Source organism: Mycobacteroides sp. PCS013, assembly GCF_049532645.1.
Taxonomy (GTDB): Bacteria; Actinomycetota; Actinomycetes; order Mycobacteriales; family Mycobacteriaceae; genus Mycobacterium; species Mycobacterium gwanakae.
Genome location: NZ_CP150131.1, coordinates 1,778,624 through 1,794,286, shown reverse-complemented (window position 1 = coordinate 1,794,286; position 15,663 = coordinate 1,778,624). Strand labels below are relative to the sequence as shown.

At 64.4% G+C, this 15,663-nt stretch carries 12 protein-coding genes; 7 read left to right on the top strand and 5 right to left on the bottom strand.

The features are described 5' to 3' along the window. Positions 1-47: 47 nt before the first annotated feature. Positions 48-1,286: an MFS transporter gene (locus RHO23_RS08740; protein WP_423488943.1), complete on the top strand. Its 1,239-nt coding sequence runs from the start codon at positions 48-50 to the stop codon at positions 1,284-1,286. Positions 1,287-1,373: 87 nt separating this feature from the next. Here RHO23_RS08740 and RHO23_RS08735 read toward each other — a convergent pair whose 3' ends face one another. Then, the gene (locus RHO23_RS08735) at positions 1,374-2,135 is read right to left on the bottom strand and encodes a tyrosine-protein phosphatase (protein ID WP_423488942.1); all 762 of its coding nucleotides are present in this window, start codon (positions 2,133-2,135) and stop codon (positions 1,374-1,376) included. Between the two features lie 22 nt (positions 2,136-2,157). Next, entirely contained in the window at positions 2,158-2,298 is a 141-nt protein-coding gene (locus RHO23_RS08730) for a hypothetical protein (protein ID WP_423488941.1), read from the bottom strand. 250 nt (positions 2,299-2,548) lie between these two features. Here RHO23_RS08730 and ileS point away from each other — a divergent pair, with 250 nt between their 5' ends. After that, positions 2,549-5,758: an isoleucine--tRNA ligase gene (ileS, locus tag RHO23_RS08725; RefSeq protein WP_070941052.1), complete on the top strand. Its 3,210-nt coding sequence runs from the start codon at positions 2,549-2,551 to the stop codon at positions 5,756-5,758. A gap of 10 nt (positions 5,759-5,768) precedes the next feature. On the opposite strand, the gene RHO23_RS08720 is transcribed toward ileS, so the two are convergent. Beyond that, positions 5,769-6,338 (bottom strand): class I SAM-dependent methyltransferase, encoded by a 570-nt coding sequence (locus RHO23_RS08720; RefSeq protein ID WP_206193546.1) that lies wholly within the window; start codon positions 6,336-6,338, stop codon positions 5,769-5,771. Positions 6,339-6,485: 147 nt separating this feature from the next. Here RHO23_RS08720 and RHO23_RS08715 point away from each other — a divergent pair, with 147 nt between their 5' ends. Further along, positions 6,486-7,856, top strand: a complete 1,371-nt coding sequence (locus RHO23_RS08715) for a DNA polymerase IV (RefSeq protein WP_081349341.1) — start codon at positions 6,486-6,488, stop codon at positions 7,854-7,856. Here RHO23_RS08715 and RHO23_RS08710 read toward each other — a convergent pair. Further along, on the bottom strand, positions 7,821-8,738 hold the full coding sequence (locus RHO23_RS08710; RefSeq protein ID WP_070941167.1) for an asparaginase: 918 nt from the start codon (positions 8,736-8,738) through the stop codon (positions 7,821-7,823). The genes RHO23_RS08715 and RHO23_RS08710 overlap by 36 nt on opposite strands. 98 nt (positions 8,739-8,836) lie before the next feature. On the opposite strand from RHO23_RS08710, the gene lspA reads away from it, so the two are divergent. The 4 genes from lspA (at position 8,837) to dnaE (ending at position 15,209) form a co-directional block, all read left to right on the top strand. Continuing rightward, entirely contained in the window at positions 8,837-9,439 is a 603-nt protein-coding gene (lspA, locus tag RHO23_RS08705) for a signal peptidase II (protein ID WP_423488940.1), read from the top strand. Then, positions 9,436-10,353, top strand: a complete 918-nt coding sequence (locus RHO23_RS08700; protein WP_046253815.1) for an RluA family pseudouridine synthase — start codon at positions 9,436-9,438, stop codon at positions 10,351-10,353. Before lspA ends, RHO23_RS08700 begins: the two co-directional genes overlap by 4 nt. Then, positions 10,350-11,264, top strand: coding sequence for an EamA family transporter RarD (rarD, locus tag RHO23_RS08695; protein ID WP_423488939.1), 915 nt, complete (start codon positions 10,350-10,352; stop codon positions 11,262-11,264). The genes RHO23_RS08700 and rarD overlap by 4 nt, the downstream gene beginning before the upstream one ends. Before the next feature lie 387 nt (positions 11,265-11,651). After that, positions 11,652-15,209 (top strand): DNA polymerase III subunit alpha, encoded by a 3,558-nt coding sequence (dnaE, locus tag RHO23_RS08690; RefSeq protein ID WP_030093421.1) that lies wholly within the window; start codon positions 11,652-11,654, stop codon positions 15,207-15,209. Here dnaE and RHO23_RS08685 read toward each other — a convergent pair. Next, positions 15,206-15,583 (bottom strand): ArsR/SmtB family transcription factor, encoded by a 378-nt coding sequence (locus RHO23_RS08685; RefSeq protein WP_057965887.1) that lies wholly within the window; start codon positions 15,581-15,583, stop codon positions 15,206-15,208. The genes dnaE and RHO23_RS08685 overlap by 4 nt on opposite strands. Positions 15,584-15,663: the final 80 nt, after the last annotated feature.

The following is a 15,663-nucleotide window of genomic DNA, read 5'->3' as shown; positions in this document are numbered from 1 at the left end:
ATCACTCATTTCCGTGATATGCCTGGTCGGGAGGAGCATCTCCTGTCATGGCGATGGCTCCAAGTACCGAGCACACCCCGGCGATCAGCGCCGCCGATCCCATACCCCACGAGACGGGCACCGCCGGATATCGGCGTCTGACGGGCGCCCTCTTCGCTGCCGGGCTTGCCACGTTCGCCGCTCTGTACGGCACGCAGGCGGTACTCCCGGCGCTCTCCGCGGATTTCGGTGTCAGTCCCGCCGCCGCCGCGCTGACGGTCTCGGTGACCACCGGAATGCTCGCGCTGTCGATCATTCCGGCAAGCGCGCTCTCGGAGCGGTACGGGCGTACCCGGGTGATGCTGGTCTCGGCAATCGCGACGACGATCATCGGGCTACTGCTCCCGGCCAGTCCCACCTTCGCGGTGCTGTTGATCGGCCGCGCCGCCGAAGGTGCAGCACTGGCGGGGATTCCGGCTGTCGCGATGGCGTTCCTCGCCGAAGAGGTACATCCGGGCTCACTGGGTTCGGCGATGGGCAGATACATTGCCGGCACGACGGTCGGCGGACTTTCCGGACGGCTCGTGGCCTCCTCGGTGCTCGATGTGAGTAATTGGCGGATCGCCTTACTGGGCAGTGGCGCAATGACTTTGGTATGCACAGTGTTGTTCGCGGTGCTGCTGCCGAAGTCCCAGTTCTTTGTGCCCAAGCGGGTGCGGGTCGGCACCACGATGCGGGTCCTGGGCGTGCACCTGCGAAACCCGGTCCTGCTCATCATGTTCGGGTTGGCTTTTGTGCTGATGGGCGGGTTCGTCACCGTGTACAACTACCTGGGCTATCGGCTGGTCGCCCCGCCGTTCGGTTTACCGACGGCCATTGCCGGTCTGTTGTTTCTGCTGTACCTGGCGGGAACGGTGTCCTCGGCGATGGCCGGGCGGCTGGCAGACCGTCGCGGCCGCGGCCTGGTGCTGATCTCGGCGGTGGCCATCACGGCGGTGGGGCTCGCACTGACCATCCCGGACTCGCTCATCACGGTGATCATCGGCGTGGGGGTGTTCACCGCCGGATTCTTCGCCGCGCATACCGTCGCGAGCGGCTGGGTTGGCGCCGTAGCGCAGCGTGACCGGGCCGAGGCGTCCGCGCTGTACCTGTTCAGTTACTACCTGGGCAGCTCGGTGGCAGGCGCAGCGGGCGGATTGGCGTATCAGGCCGGCGGGTGGGCGCTGACGGTGCTCTTCGTGAGCGCCCTCCTGGCGATTGCCCTGGTCCTGGCCTCCGTGATGATGCTCCGAAACCGTATCCGCTAAGGACCTGCGGTCGGATTCCGTTGTCCGTCAACCCAGAGCGAGCTGATCGGTCCCGCTCCACAGCTCGGTGTGATGTGACGGTAGTGCTCATCGTTGAAGCAGATTGTGTCGCAGTCCATCCAGTTCTTCTACTGTCAGCCCGAGCCCCCGCTGTACATAGTCAGTCATGCTGCCGTACTCCGCTGTTGCCTCCCCGAATGCTGCGTCCAGCCATCTAATGTCGACGTGGTTAGCGTCATCGCCGCTGATGTGAGCATTGCTGAGGAGATAGTCGCTTGCGATCACGTTGCGAGGAACTCCTAGAATTGTGAGGAGAACGGCTGTTGCCCAGCCGGTTCGGTCCTTGCCGGACGTGCAGTGGTACAACGTCGGCCCTGTGCCCCAAAGAATGTCCCGCAAGAACGTTGCGAGTTCCTGGCGTGCCTCGGACGTTGAGCTCAGCTGCTTATAGAGGGTTTCGCCTTCCTCGCGGGTCGTCGGCCCTGGCGAGTCCGCTGGAACATTCGCGATGAGCGGGGCCCAGACTTCTGCAGCGCCGGGGATGATCACATCTGGTGCCGCGGCCCGCTCTGCTGCGCTGCGAAAGTCCACAACCTGCGCAAGTTTCCGGCCTTGAAGCGCCTGAATGTCCTCTGGCGTGAGCGCGTTGAGGGCATTGCTTCGGTACACCGCACCTGTTTTGACGCGGTGGCCGTCGGCGGTCGCGTACCCCCCGATATCGCGCGCGTTCGGCGCACCGGCCAGACCCAACGATGCTCCACCTGCAGGTTCGGCCCAAGCAAGCGAACTTGGCACGACGGCCAGCGCCAGGAACGGCACAACAAAAGACAACAGGACGAATCGGCGCATGATTATTGATACCCCAACGTGCCTAGGTCAGCCACGACGCGGCGCGCTCCAGACCGCTATCCGACAAGTCGTCGTTAGTGACGGTCGTGCAGTACGTGACGTCGGCGATGAACATCGCGCTGACATCGTGTGGGCTCCCCGTGTTGTTATGCCACTCTGGCAAACAGTTTGGCCATATCAACACAGCCGAATAGAATTGTCGCCACAGACATCGATCCGGCCATCACCGGGGAGTCTCCGGAAGAAAGGATCCGTGCGCAGCACGGATCACCGAGTAGAACCGGACGGGTAGGCCCGTCACAGCCTGTGTGAGAGGCCCCGGGTAAGTAGGGGCAAGCGGGGTGGTACCGCGGAGGTACGCCGACGGCGTCCCATCGTCCCCGTGCCGGCGAGCACAGGGAGATGTACCGACTATGCCTGATGGTCTTCGCGCAAGCGGCTCATCCACAGACGCGTACCCACGCACCGATCTTGGCGCCGATCAGCGCAGCGGATCACCGAATCTTCCCGCGTTGGAGGAGCAGGTGCTGCGCTACTGGGACGCGGACGACACGTTCCGCGCCAGCATCGCCAATCGGGACGGCTCGCCGGAATACGTCTTCTACGATGGTCCGCCGTTCGCCAACGGGCTGCCTCACTACGGACATCTACTCACCGGGTACGTCAAGGACATCGTGCCGCGTTATCAGACCATGCGCGGACATCAGGTGTACCGCCGATTTGGTTGGGATACACATGGTTTGCCCGCTGAGCTGGAAGCCGAACGCCAGCTCGGCATCACCGACAAATCGCAGATCGACGACATGGGTATCGCCGAGTTCAACGACGCCTGCCGCGAATCGGTGCTGCGCTACACCAAAGAGTGGCAGGACTACGTCACCCGGCAGGCGCGCTGGGTGGACTTCGACAACGACTACAAGACGCTCGACCCGACCTTCATGGAGTCGGTCATCTGGGCGTTCAAGCAATTGTGGGACAAGGGACTGGCGTACGAGGGATACCGGGTACTGCCGTACTGCTGGCGTGACGAGACACCGTTGTCCAACCATGAGCTGCGGATGGACGACGACGTCTACCAGAGTCGCCAGGATCCCGCGGTCACCGTGGGGTACCGCATCGCGGGCAACGCGGACAGCCGGTGGGCGGTGCTCGACGGTGCACGCCTGCTGATCTGGACCACCACCCCCTGGACTCTGCCCTCGAATCTGGCCGTCGCGGTCAATCCAGAGGTGACCTACGCGGTGGTGAAACCCGAGGGCTCGGAGGAGCGTTACCTGTTGGCGCAGGCGCGAATCGGAGCCTATGCGCGCGAGCTGGGTGAAGAGCCGACCGTGCTGGACACGTACACCGGGGCCGAACTGCTGGGCCTGCGGTACCTTCCGCCGTTCCCGTACTTCCAGCAGGATGCGTCGCCGAATGCCTTCACGGTGCTCTCGGCTGATTACGTCACCACCGACGACGGCACCGGCATCGTGCATATGGCCCCCGCCTACGGTGAAGAAGACAAGAACGTGACCGACAAGGCCGGGATTACCCCCGTCACCCCGGTCGATTCAAAGGGCCGATTCGACGCCACCGTGCCCGATTACCAGGGCCAGCAGGTTTTCGATGCCAACGCGCAGATCATCAAAGACCTCAAGAACGGCACCGGTTCCGCGGGTATCAACGACGCCGTCCTGCTGCGTCACGAGACCTACGACCACTCGTACCCGCATTGCTGGCGCTGCCGAAACCCGTTGATCTATCGCGCGGTGTCGTCGTGGTTCATCAAGGTGACCGAGTTCCGCGATCGAATGGTGGAGCTCAACGAACAGATCACCTGGTATCCCGAACACGTCAAGCACGGCCAGTTCGGCAAGTGGCTGGAGGGTGCGCGGGACTGGTCTGTTTCCCGGAATCGATACTGGGGCAGTCCCATTCCGGTCTGGAAGTCGGACGATCCGGCGTATCCGCGCATCGATGTGTACGGAAGTCTCGATGAGCTGGAGCGCGACTTCGGGGTTCGTCCGACGAATCTGCATCGGCCGTACATCGACGAGCTGACCCGCCCCAACCCGGACGATCCGACCGGCAAGTCCACCATGCGCCGCATCCCGGACATCTTCGATGTCTGGTTCGATTCGGGCTCAATGCCTTACGCGCAGGTGCACTATCCGTTCGAGAACGCCGAGTGGTTCGACAATCACTTCCCGGCCGACTTCATTGTCGAATACATCGGCCAGACGCGCGGCTGGTTTTACGTCATGCATGTGCTGGCGACCGCGATCTTCGATCGGCCCGCGTTCAGAACCTGTGTGTCGCATGGCATCGTGCTGGGCAACGACGGCCAGAAGATGAGTAAGTCGCTGCGCAATTATCCCGATGTCAACGAGGTCTTCGATCGCGACGGATCCGACGCGATGCGGTGGTTCCTGATGGCATCGCCGATCCTGCGCGGCGGCAACCTGATCGTCACCGAGCAGGGCATCCGCGAGGGTGTGCGGCAGGTGCTCCTGCCGCTGTGGAACGCGTGGAGCTTCCTACAGCTGTACGCGCCCAAGCCGGGCACATGGCGCACCGATTCGACGCAGGTACTGGACAGGTACATCCTGGCCAAACTGGCGCAGCTGCGTGACGACCTCACGGCAGCCATGGATACCTGCGATGTCTCCGGGGCGTGTGAACACCTGCGGCAGTTCACCGACGCGCTGACCAATTGGTATGTCCGACGGTCACGTTCGCGGTTCTGGGACGAAGATGCGGATGCGATCGACACCCTGCACACCGTCCTGGAGACGACCTGCCGTCTGGCCGCACCGCTGCTGCCCCTGACCACCGAGGTGATCTGGAAGGGGTTGACGGGGGAGCGCTCCGTGCACCTGGCCGACTGGGTGCCCGAATCGGCACTGCCCGCCGATCCCGATCTGGTCGCCGCCATGGACGAGGTGCGAAAGGTGGCTTCCACTGGGTCTTCACTGCGCAAGGCCAAGAAGCTGCGGGTGCGCCTGCCGCTGCTGAAATTGACTGTCGCGGTGCCGAACCCCGAGCGATTGGAGCCCTACCGGGCACTGATCGCCGATGAGCTCAACGTGAAATCCGTCGAACTCACCGACGATATCGCCGGCTACGGCAAGTTCGAGTTGACCGTCAATGCGCGCGCCGCGGGCCCGCGGCTGGGTAAAGAGGTGCAAACCGTCATCCGTGCGGTCAAGGCCGGCGATTGGGCGCAGCAGGCCGACGGAACCGTCGTCGCGGCCGGAATCACCCTGCAGGAGGGTGAGTTCGACTCACGGCTGGTGGCCGCGGAGCCCGATTCCACGGCGGCCCTTCCCGAGGGCGGGGGATTGGTCATCCTCGATGACACCGTCACCGAGGAGCTGGAGGCCGAGGGGTGGGCGCGCGATCTCATCCGGGAGCTTCAGGACCTTCGCAAGTCGTCGGGTCTGGAGGTGTCCGACCGTATCGAGGTCACCCTCGAGGTTCCCGCCGAGCGCAGTGCCTGGGCCGAACGTCACCGCGATCTGATCGCCGGTGAAATCCTGGCCACGACACTGGAAATCGGCGAAGCCGGCCAGAATATGCGGACACCCGCCACCGATCTCGGTGACGGGGTCCGGGTGTCCCTGAAGAAGACGGCGGGCTAGTACGCCGGTTCTAGGCGGCCTTCACCGCGCGCCAGCGCTGATTGCCGCCGTCGAGGTGATGCTCGATATCGGTGAAACCCGCAGCCCGCAAGCGACCCGGCAGCGATGTCGTCGGCACCGGGTTGTAGGTGTCACCGATGTGCAGCAGCCGGAAGAAGGTGGAATGCACTCCGTCGCTGCCGGCGAAGACACCGCCGGGGGCCAGCACCCTGTGCGCCTGTGCGAACAGCTGGTCCTGCAGATCAGCTGTCGGGACATGGTGCAGCATGGTGAAGCACACCACGGAGCTGAAGCGGTCGTCGTCGAAACCGAGCTTGGTGCCGTCGCCCTGCATCACGGTCGCCTGATCGCTATAGAGCCGCTGTAGCCGGGAGGCCATGGTGTCGTCGATCTCGACGGCGGTCAGCTGCGGGGTGCGTTTGGTCAGCACGCGCAGATTCGCGCCATAACCGGGCCCGATCTCCAAGGTGTCCGCACCGAGCTCAACGCCCTGCAGCGCCCACGGCAGGAGCTGCGACTCGGTCTTACGTGCCCACATCTCCGAGCTACAACACCACCGGTGCACCAAGTTCATTGCCATGACATCAGGCTAGGGACGTATCGGCTGTCCGAGTAGCGTGATTCAGCCATTTCCTATCGGAGTTCGGCCATCGGGTGGCAACTGTGGTGCTCAGCGTCGCGGGATCGCCGGACAGGGCACGTCCGACCTGCGCAATACGATGATCGCGTGTGTGCTGCCGGTCGATGGGTTCTGCACCTCGACATGGACGCCTTCTTCGCCTCGGTCGAGCAGCTGACCCGGCCAACCCTGCGTGAGCGACCGGTCCTTGTCGGCGGCACGGGAGGTCGGGGCGTGGTGGCCGGCGCGAGCTATGAGGCCCGGGTTTTCGGTGCCCGCTCGGCTATGCCCATGCACCAGGCGCGGCGCCTCGTGGGCATCTCCGCCGTTGTGCTGCCGCCTCGCGGGGCGGTGTACGGCGTCGCGAGCCGAAGGGTGTTCGCGACGGTGCGATCGATGATTCCGGTGCTGGAACAGCTCTCCTTCGACGAGGCTTTCGGAGAGCCCGCCGAACTGGCCGGGGCCACAACCGAAACGGTAGGCCAGTACATCGAGGAACTTCGTTCCCGGGTGCTGGTCGAGACCGGGCTCACCGCATCGGTCGGGGCGGGGTCGGGGAAGCAGCTCGCCAAGATCGCATCGGGATTGGCCAAACCCGACGGGGTGCGGATCATCGCTCCGGCGGAGGAACGCGCACTGCTCGAGGATCTGCCGGTGCGCAAATTGTGGGGAATCGGACCCGTTGCCGAAGAGCGGCTGAACCGCCTGGGAATCAACACTATTGGCCAGTTCGCGGCGCTGCAGACCGGTGAGGTGGCCTCGGTGCTGGGCGGCACGATCGGCCCCGCGCTGCATCAACTCGCACGGGGGATCGATGAGCGTCCGGTCGCCGAACGAGCCGAAACCAAACAGATCAGCGCCGAATCCACCTTCGCCGATGATCTGACGACTCTCGATCAATTGCGCGAGGCCATCGAACCCATCGGCGCCCACGCCCACCGGCGATTGATCAAGCATGGTCGCGGGGTGCGTACCGTCACCGTCAAACTTCGCCGCTCAGACATGAGCATCCTGACCAGATCGGCGACTCTGCCCTACGCCACCACTGAACGCGCGGTACTGATGTCGGCTGCGCGCCGGCTGCTACTCGACCCTGTTGAGATCGGCCCCATTCGCCTTGTTGGCGTGGGATTCTCGGGATTTTCCGACACCCAGCAGGCCTCTCTTTTTCCCGACCTGGACCAGACCGAATCGATTGCCGAGACCGATGAGGCTGCATCGGCTGTCGCCACGCCGGAACCACACGCGGTGAGCTGGGGCGTCGGCGACGACGTCAGCCATCCCGAGTTCGGGCACGGTTGGATCCAGGGCACCGGGCACGGCGTCATGACCGTGAGATTCGAGACACGTGGCAGCGGGCCCGGCATCGCGCGCACCTTCGGCGTCGATGACCGGGATGTCACCCGTGCTGATCCGGTGGCCAGTCTGGACTGGCCGCAGGAGTCAGCCGAGCCGACCGACGACGGCGCGCAGATCTGATCCGGTGGCCAGTGCCGCCATCAACAGCACCCGCGCCTGTGCGGAACGTAGCCGGGGCACCACCACCGCACCGGCGTCGATCAATCTCTGGCCCGGCGCATATCCGGCCGTCAGCGCCCCGCCCGGCACCCGGGTGGTCACCAGCACGCGTATCCCGTTCTCGACGAGACGCGAAACTGTCTCGATGACAACGTCATTGGCGTTACCTGCGCCCATCGATTCCAGCACCAGTCCCTGGGCGCCGGCTCGCACGTAGGAGTCGAGCGCCACCGCGTCGGCGCCCGGGTACAGGCTCACGATGTCGACGCGGGGTAACGCGGCGCGGGTCACGGTGCCAAGGAATGGGGCGGGGGCATCGCCGCTGCGAACGAACACGCCGTCGCGCACATGCCCGACGGTGGTGGCACCGGCGAATCCGGCGGGATCGGCCAGATCGATCTTGCGCAGGCCTGGCGCCGCATACACCTGCCCGGCGAAGCACACCACCACGCCCAGAGTCTCGCCGCTTGCGGCCACCGTCAACGCATCGCGAAGATTTCCCGGGCCGTCGGATTCGGGGTGGTCGCCACTGCGCTGCGCCCCGGTGAGGACGACGGGTACCTGCACCGCGCAGGTCAGTGCGAGCCAGAGCGCGGTTTCCTCCAAGGTGTCCGTGCCATGCGCGATGACGACTCCGGAGGCGCCGCCGGCGATATGGGCGCGGATGGACGCGGCGATCTGCTGCCAGCGCTGCGGGGTCATTTCCGAGCTGTCGATCGTCATCAGGTCGTCGACCACGACCTCGCCGTACCCTGACGCCGCGAGCAGGTCATCACCTGAACTGCGGTGCCGGGCGATGCCGTCGCTGCCCACCTCGGTCGCGATGGTTCCGCCGGTGGTCAGCAGCACAAGGGTCGGTGACGGGCCTTTGGGGCGAAGAGCATCGGGCACAGCGGCGATCATCGCAGACACGCTGCGCAAAGCGCCTCACCGAGTAAGGGATGATGGGTGGCGTGAGTGACGAGCCCGAGACCGCCCCGAAGCCCAAGCGGCGGATAAAACTGCTGCTCATCGTGGCGGCGGTGGTACTCGCGGTGGATGTCGTCAGCAAGGTTCTCGCCGTCAAACTGCTGCAGCCCGGTAAGCCGGTGCCCATCATCGGCGACACCGTCAGCTGGACGCTGGTGCGTAACTCGGGCGCCGCGTTCTCCTTCGCCACCGGATACACCTGGGTGCTGACCCTCATCGCCATCTCGGTTGTGGTGGGAATCCTGCTCATCGGCCGCCGGTTGGTCTCCACGTGGTGGGCGATCGGTTTGGGCATGATTCTCGGCGGTGCGCTGGGCAATCTTGTCGACAGGTTCTTTCGGGGACCCGGGCCACTGCGCGGTCACGTGGTCGACTTCCTCTCGGTGGGGTGGTGGCCGGTCTTCAATGTGGCCGATCCGGCGGTGGTAGGTGGGGCGATCCTGCTGGTGGCGCTGTCACTGTTCGGCTACGACTACGACTCCGACGAGCGCTCGACGCGAGGAGCATCGAGCACAGACGACGAGACGACGCCGGACGACGCCGACGCGCAGGCTTCCCAGATCAAGCCGACATGACCTCGCGTTCCCTGCCGGTGCCCGACGGCCTGTCCGGCATGCGGGTCGACGCCGGGCTGGCACGCCTGCTCGGGCTATCGCGCACGGCCGCGGCAACTCTCGCCGAAGAGGGCGCGGTGCTTCTCGATGGGGTTGCGGTCACCAAGTCCGAGAAACTCACCGCGGGTACCTGGCTAGAGGTCACCCTCCCCGAACCCAAGGCCCCGCCGGAGAATCGGGTCGAGGCCATCGAGGGCATGAAGATTCTCTACGCCGATGACGATCTGGTCGCCGTCGACAAACCAGCGGGCGTCGCGGCCCATGCCTCTGTCGGCTGGAGCGGTCCCACCGTGCTCGGCGGGCTCGCCGCAGCCGGGTTCCGGATGACTACCTCCGGTGTGCCCGAACGCAAGGGAATCGTGCACCGCCTGGACGTCGGAACCTCGGGCGTCATGGTTGTCGCGTTGTCGGAGAAGGCTTACACCGAGCTCAAACGCGCCTTCAAGTACCGGCGCGTCGAGAAGCGCTATCACGCTCTCGTACAAGGACATCCGGACCCGTCCAGTGGCACCATCGATGCCCCCATCGGGCGGCACCGGGGACACGACTGGAAGTTCGCCGTGGTCGAGGACGGGCGTCATTCGATCACCCACTACGACACCCTTGAGGCGTTCGTGGCGGCCAGCCTGCTGGACATACATCTGGAAACCGGTCGCACCCACCAGATCCGGGTGCATTTCTCGGCCATCAAACATCCCTGCTGCGGTGATCTGACCTATGGCGCGGATCCGACGCTGGCTGCCAAGCTCGGGCTGGAACGGCAATGGCTGCACGCCAAGTCGCTGGCCTTCACACATCCGGGCGATGGTCGCTGGATGGAAATCACCAGCGAGTATCCGGACGATCTGGCGCACGCGCTCGACGTCCTGCGATGAGTGGGATCGTCGCCGCTCCCGAAGAGAATCGTCTGAAGTCCGGATACCTGTTCGGTGCGGCCGCCTATTTCATGTGGGGATTGTTTCCCGCGTTCTTCCCGCTGCTGAAGCCGGCCAGTGCGCTGGAGATCCTGGCGCACCGGATGATCTGGACGCTGCTGCTGATGGTGATCGTCGTCGCCGTTTCCGGGCGATTGCGCGATCTCATCGCGATGGGGCCGCGCAACTGGTTCCTCCTCGCGGGTGCCTCGGCTCTCATCGCCCTCAACTGGGGTGTCTACATCTATGCCGTCAACTCGGGGCATGTCCTGGACGCCGCGCTCGGATACTTCGTCAACCCGTTGGTGACGGTGTTGTTGGGTGTGCTGATCTTCCGGGAGCCGCTCAGCCGATGGCAGTTGCTGGCCCTGGTACTGGCAGTCACGGCAGTCATCGTGCTCACGATCAACTACGGGCAGCTGCCGGTCATCACCTTGGTCCTGGCCGTCTCGTTCGCCGGGTACGGAGCCATCAAGAAGACGGTGACTGTCGATCCGCGGGTGAGCCTGACGGCCGAGGGAATCGTCGCGGCACCGTTCGCGCTGGCCTATGTGGCGTTTCTCAGTCTCGCCGGGCAGCAGCACTTCCTTGGCTATACCCACGGTCACACCGCGCTGATCGTGTTCAGCGGTGTGGTGACAGCGCTGCCGCTGCTGATGTTCGGAATTGCGGCACAACGCATTCCACTGGTTACCCTTGGGTTGCTGCAGTACCTGACACCATCGCTGCAGATGCTCTGGGGTGTGCTGGTCAAGCATGAGGCGATGCCCCCGGAGCGGTGGGCCGGCTTTGCGCTGATCTGGGCGGCGCTGGTCGTCTTCACGGTCGACGCGGTGCTCAGTGCGCGCCGGGTGCGGCCCGCCACGACCTGACACACAGTCATCGCCGCCGCCGCGCCATTGCGTTGCGCCGACGCCGGACACAGCGGATCGCACGCGATTCCCGCCGACTGGGTGCGCTGGGACTCGTCTCGAACCCGTGGTTGACGCTGTTGCGCGATGCGGCGCTGCGGGCCACACGGGGTATGTCCCTACGGCAGATGGATCGGGTGCTGCAATGGCAGCCGCCACCCGTGCGAGGATTCGTCGGGAAAACGGGCCCTGATCGTTGCTGACGGGGCTTTTGTGACCGCTGTGATTCGGGTAGCTGGATGAGCGGGGCGACACACCCCCGACACGCCCGGGACTGTCGGACCCTCGCCATAAACTGACCCCTCTAGCGATTGACGCCCCCATCGTGGGTCGGTACGAAAGGCACGTGTGAGCTCCTCGAATTCTTCGTTCGTGCACCTGCACAACCACACCGAGTACTCGATGCTCGATGGTGCGGCGAAGATCAAGCCGATGCTTGCCGAGGTTGAGCGCCTCGGCATGACGGCGGTCGGCATGACCGACCACGGCAACATGTACGGCGCCAGCGAGTTTTACAACGTCGCCAGTGCGACCGGGGTCAAGCCCATCATCGGCATCGAGGCCTACATCGCGCCGGCCTCTCGGTTCGACACCAAGCGTGTCTTCTGGGGCGATCCGGGGCAGAAGTCCGATGACGTGTCCGGTTCGGGTTCCTACACCCACATGACGATGGTCGCCGAGAACGCGACAGGACTGCGCAACCTGTTCAAGTTGTCCTCACTGGCCTCATTCGAGGGCCAGCTGGGTAAATGGGCGCGCATGGACGCCGAGCTCATCGCCGAGCACGCCAGCGGCATCATCGCCACCACCGGATGTCCTTCCGGCGAAGTGCAGACCCGGCTCCGTCTCGGTCAGGAGGCCGAGGCACTCGAAGCCGCCGCCAAATGGCAGCAGATCTTCGGCAAAGAGAACTTCTTCCTGGAGCTGATGGACCACGGGCTGTCCATCGAACGCCGGGTGCGCGAGGGACTGCTGGAGTTGGGCAAGAAGCTCGGCATACCTCCGCTGGCCACCAACGACTGCCACTACGTCACTAAGGACCACTCGCACAACCACGAAGCACTGCTGTGTGTGCAGACCGGCAAGACCATGTCGGACCCCACGCGCTTCAAGTTCGACGGTGACGGCTACTTCCTGAAGCCGGCGTCCGAGATGCGCGACCTCTGGGATGACGCCGTGCCCGGCGCGTGTGACAACACCCTGCTCATCGCCGAGCGGGTGCAGTCGTACGAAGACGTCTGGAGCTTCAAGGACCGCATGCCGGTGTTCCCGGTGCCCGAGGGTGAAGACCAGGACTCCTGGCTGCGCAAGGAGGTGGACCGTGGACTGGAGCGTCGCTTCGACGGCGTCCCCGGCGGTGTACCCGAGGAGTACTTCACCCGTGCGCACTACGAGCTGGACGTCATCAAGCAGAAGGGTTTCCCCGCATACTTCCTGGTCGTCGGGGACTTGGTCACCCATGCCAAGGAAGTCGGAATCAGGGTGGGCCCGGGCCGTGGATCGGCGGCCGGATCGCTCGTCGCCTACGCGCTCGGGATCACCAACATCGATCCCATCCCGCACGGGCTGCTGTTCGAGCGCTTCCTGAATCCGGAACGACCGTCGGCACCCGATATCGATATCGACTTTGACGACCGTCGCCGCGGTGAGATGGTTCGGTACGCCACCGATAAGTGGGGCAGCGACCGGGTCGCGCAGGTCATCACCTTCGGCACCATTAAGACCAAGGCGGCGCTGAAGGACTCGGCGCGTATCCACTACGGCCAGCCCGGATTCGCTATCGCCGACCGGATCACCAAGGCGCTGCCACCGCCCATCATGGCCAAGGACATTCCGCTTTCGGGTATCACCGACCCCGAACACGAGCGGTACAAAGAGGCCGCCGAGGTTCGCACCCTGATCGACACCGATCCCGATGTGCGGACCATCTATCAGACCGCCCGCGGGCTGGAAGGCCTGATCCGCAACGCGGGTGTGCACGCCTGTGCCGTCATCATGAGCTCGGAGCCACTCACCGACGCCATCCCGCTGTGGCGGCGCGCGCAGGACGGCGCCATCATCACCGGCTGGGACTATCCGTCGTGTGAGGCCATCGGCCTGCTGAAGATGGACTTTCTGGGGTTGCGCAACCTGACCGTCATCGGTGATGCGCTGGACAACATCAAGGCCAACAGGGGCATCGATCTGGACCTGGATCATCTGCCGCTGGAAGATCCGGCCACCTACGAATTGCTCTCCCGCGGTGACACTCTCGGCGTGTTCCAGCTCGACGGCGGGCCCATGCGGGATCTGCTGCGCCGCATGCAGCCCACCGGATTCAACGACATCGTGGCCGTGCTGGCGCTGTACCGCCCCGGCCCGATGGGCATGAACGCCCACAACGACTACGCCGACCGCAAGAACGGTCGCCAGCCGATCAAGCCGATTCACCCCGAGCTGGAGGAGCCCCTCAGGGACATCCTCTCGGAGACCTACGGTCTGATCGTCTACCAAGAGCAGATCATGTTCATCGCCCAGAAGGTCGCCTCGTATTCCATGGGTAAGGCCGATGCGCTCCGCAAGGCCATGGGCAAGAAGAAGCTTGAAGTGCTGGAAGCCGAATACAAGGGCTTCTACGAGGGCATGACCAATAACGGCTTCTCCGAGAAGGCCGTCAAGGCGTTGTGGGACACGATTCTTCCGTTCGCCGGATACGCGTTCAACAAGTCGCACGCCGCCGGCTACGGATTGGTGTCGTTCTGGACCGCCTACCTCAAAGCCAACTACCCCGGCGAGTACATGGCCGGGCTGCTCACCTCCGTGGGTGACGACAAGGACAAGGCGGCCGTCTATCTCGCCGATTGCCGTCGTCTGGGCATCACGGTGCTGCCGCCGGACGTCAATGAGTCGGTCCACAACTTCGCCTCGGTGGGGGAGGACATCCGTTACGGGCTCGGCGGCGTGCGAAATGTCGGTGCCAACGTGGTGCAGTCCCTGATCGCCACCCGGGAGTCAAAGGGCGCCTTCACCGATTTCTCGGACTATCTGCACAAGATCGACATCGCGGCCTGCAACAAGAAGGTTACGGAATCGCTGGTGAAGGCCGGGGCCTTTGACTCGCTGGGGCATTCCCGCAAGGGCCTTTTTCTCGTCCAGTCCGATGCCGTCGACTCGGTGCTGGGCACCAAGAAGGCCGAAGCGATGGGGCAGTTCGACCTCTTCGGCGGTGCGGGAGATGACGATGCCGACGCATCCAGCGTGTTCGCCATCAAGGTGCCCGACGAGGAATGGGAAGAGAAGCACAAGCTCGCGCTCGAGCGAGAGATGCTGGGGCTGTATGTATCCGGGCACCCACTCAACGGGGTGGCGCACCTGCTGGGCCGTCAGACCGACACTCAGATTCCCACGATCCTCGAAGGCGACATCGCCAATGACACTCAGGTGCGGGTGGGCGGAATCCTCGCCTCGGTCAACCGTCGGGTCAACAAGAACGGAATGCCCTGGGCTTCCGCACAACTCGAGGACCTAACCGGTGGCATCGAGGTGCTCTTCTTCCCGCAGGCGTATTCGGTGTACGGTGCCGAGATCGCCGATGACGCGGTCGTTCTGGTGAACGCGAAGGTGGCGATCCGCGATGACCGGATTTCACTGATTGCCAATGACCTTGTGGTGCCCGACTTCTCGCAGGCTTCCGACGATCGTCCGGTTGCGGTCACGCTGCCGACGCGGCAGTGCACCATCGACAAGGTGACCGCACTCAAGCAGGTGTTGGCGCGGCATCCCGGGACCAACCAGGTCCATCTGCGTTTGATCAGCGGAGAGCGTGTCACCACCCTCGAACTCGATCAGTCGCTTCGGGTGACGCCATCATCGGCGCTGATGGGTGACCTCAAGGCGCTACTCGGGCCGGGCTGCCTGGGCGGCTAAGTCTGCGCGTGTCGGGTCGCTGCGGCATCGGCGAGCTCGGGCACGACGGGATCGGCGGAGTCGAGCCATTCGGCCTGATCGGCCACTACACCGGTCAAGATTTTGCGTGCGGTCGCCAGTAACTCGGCTACGCGCGGTGAGGTCAGTGTGTACAGCACGGACAGTCCTTCGCGGCGGGCGGTCACCAGGCCGGCACGCCTTAATACGGCCAGCTGCTGCGACAGGTTGGCCGCCTCGATACCCACTTCGGGCAGCATTTCCGACACGGCTTGATCGCGCTCGCTGAGCAGCTCCAGCACCCGAATCCGCACCGGATGGCCCAATGTCTTGAAGAAGTCCGCCTTCATTCGGTACAGCGGTTGACGCGCATCCATATCCAGTCCACCTCACCACACAACAACTTGCAAAGATTAGCAACCCGGCAACACCGCAGGACAGGGGCCCGTCTATAGTT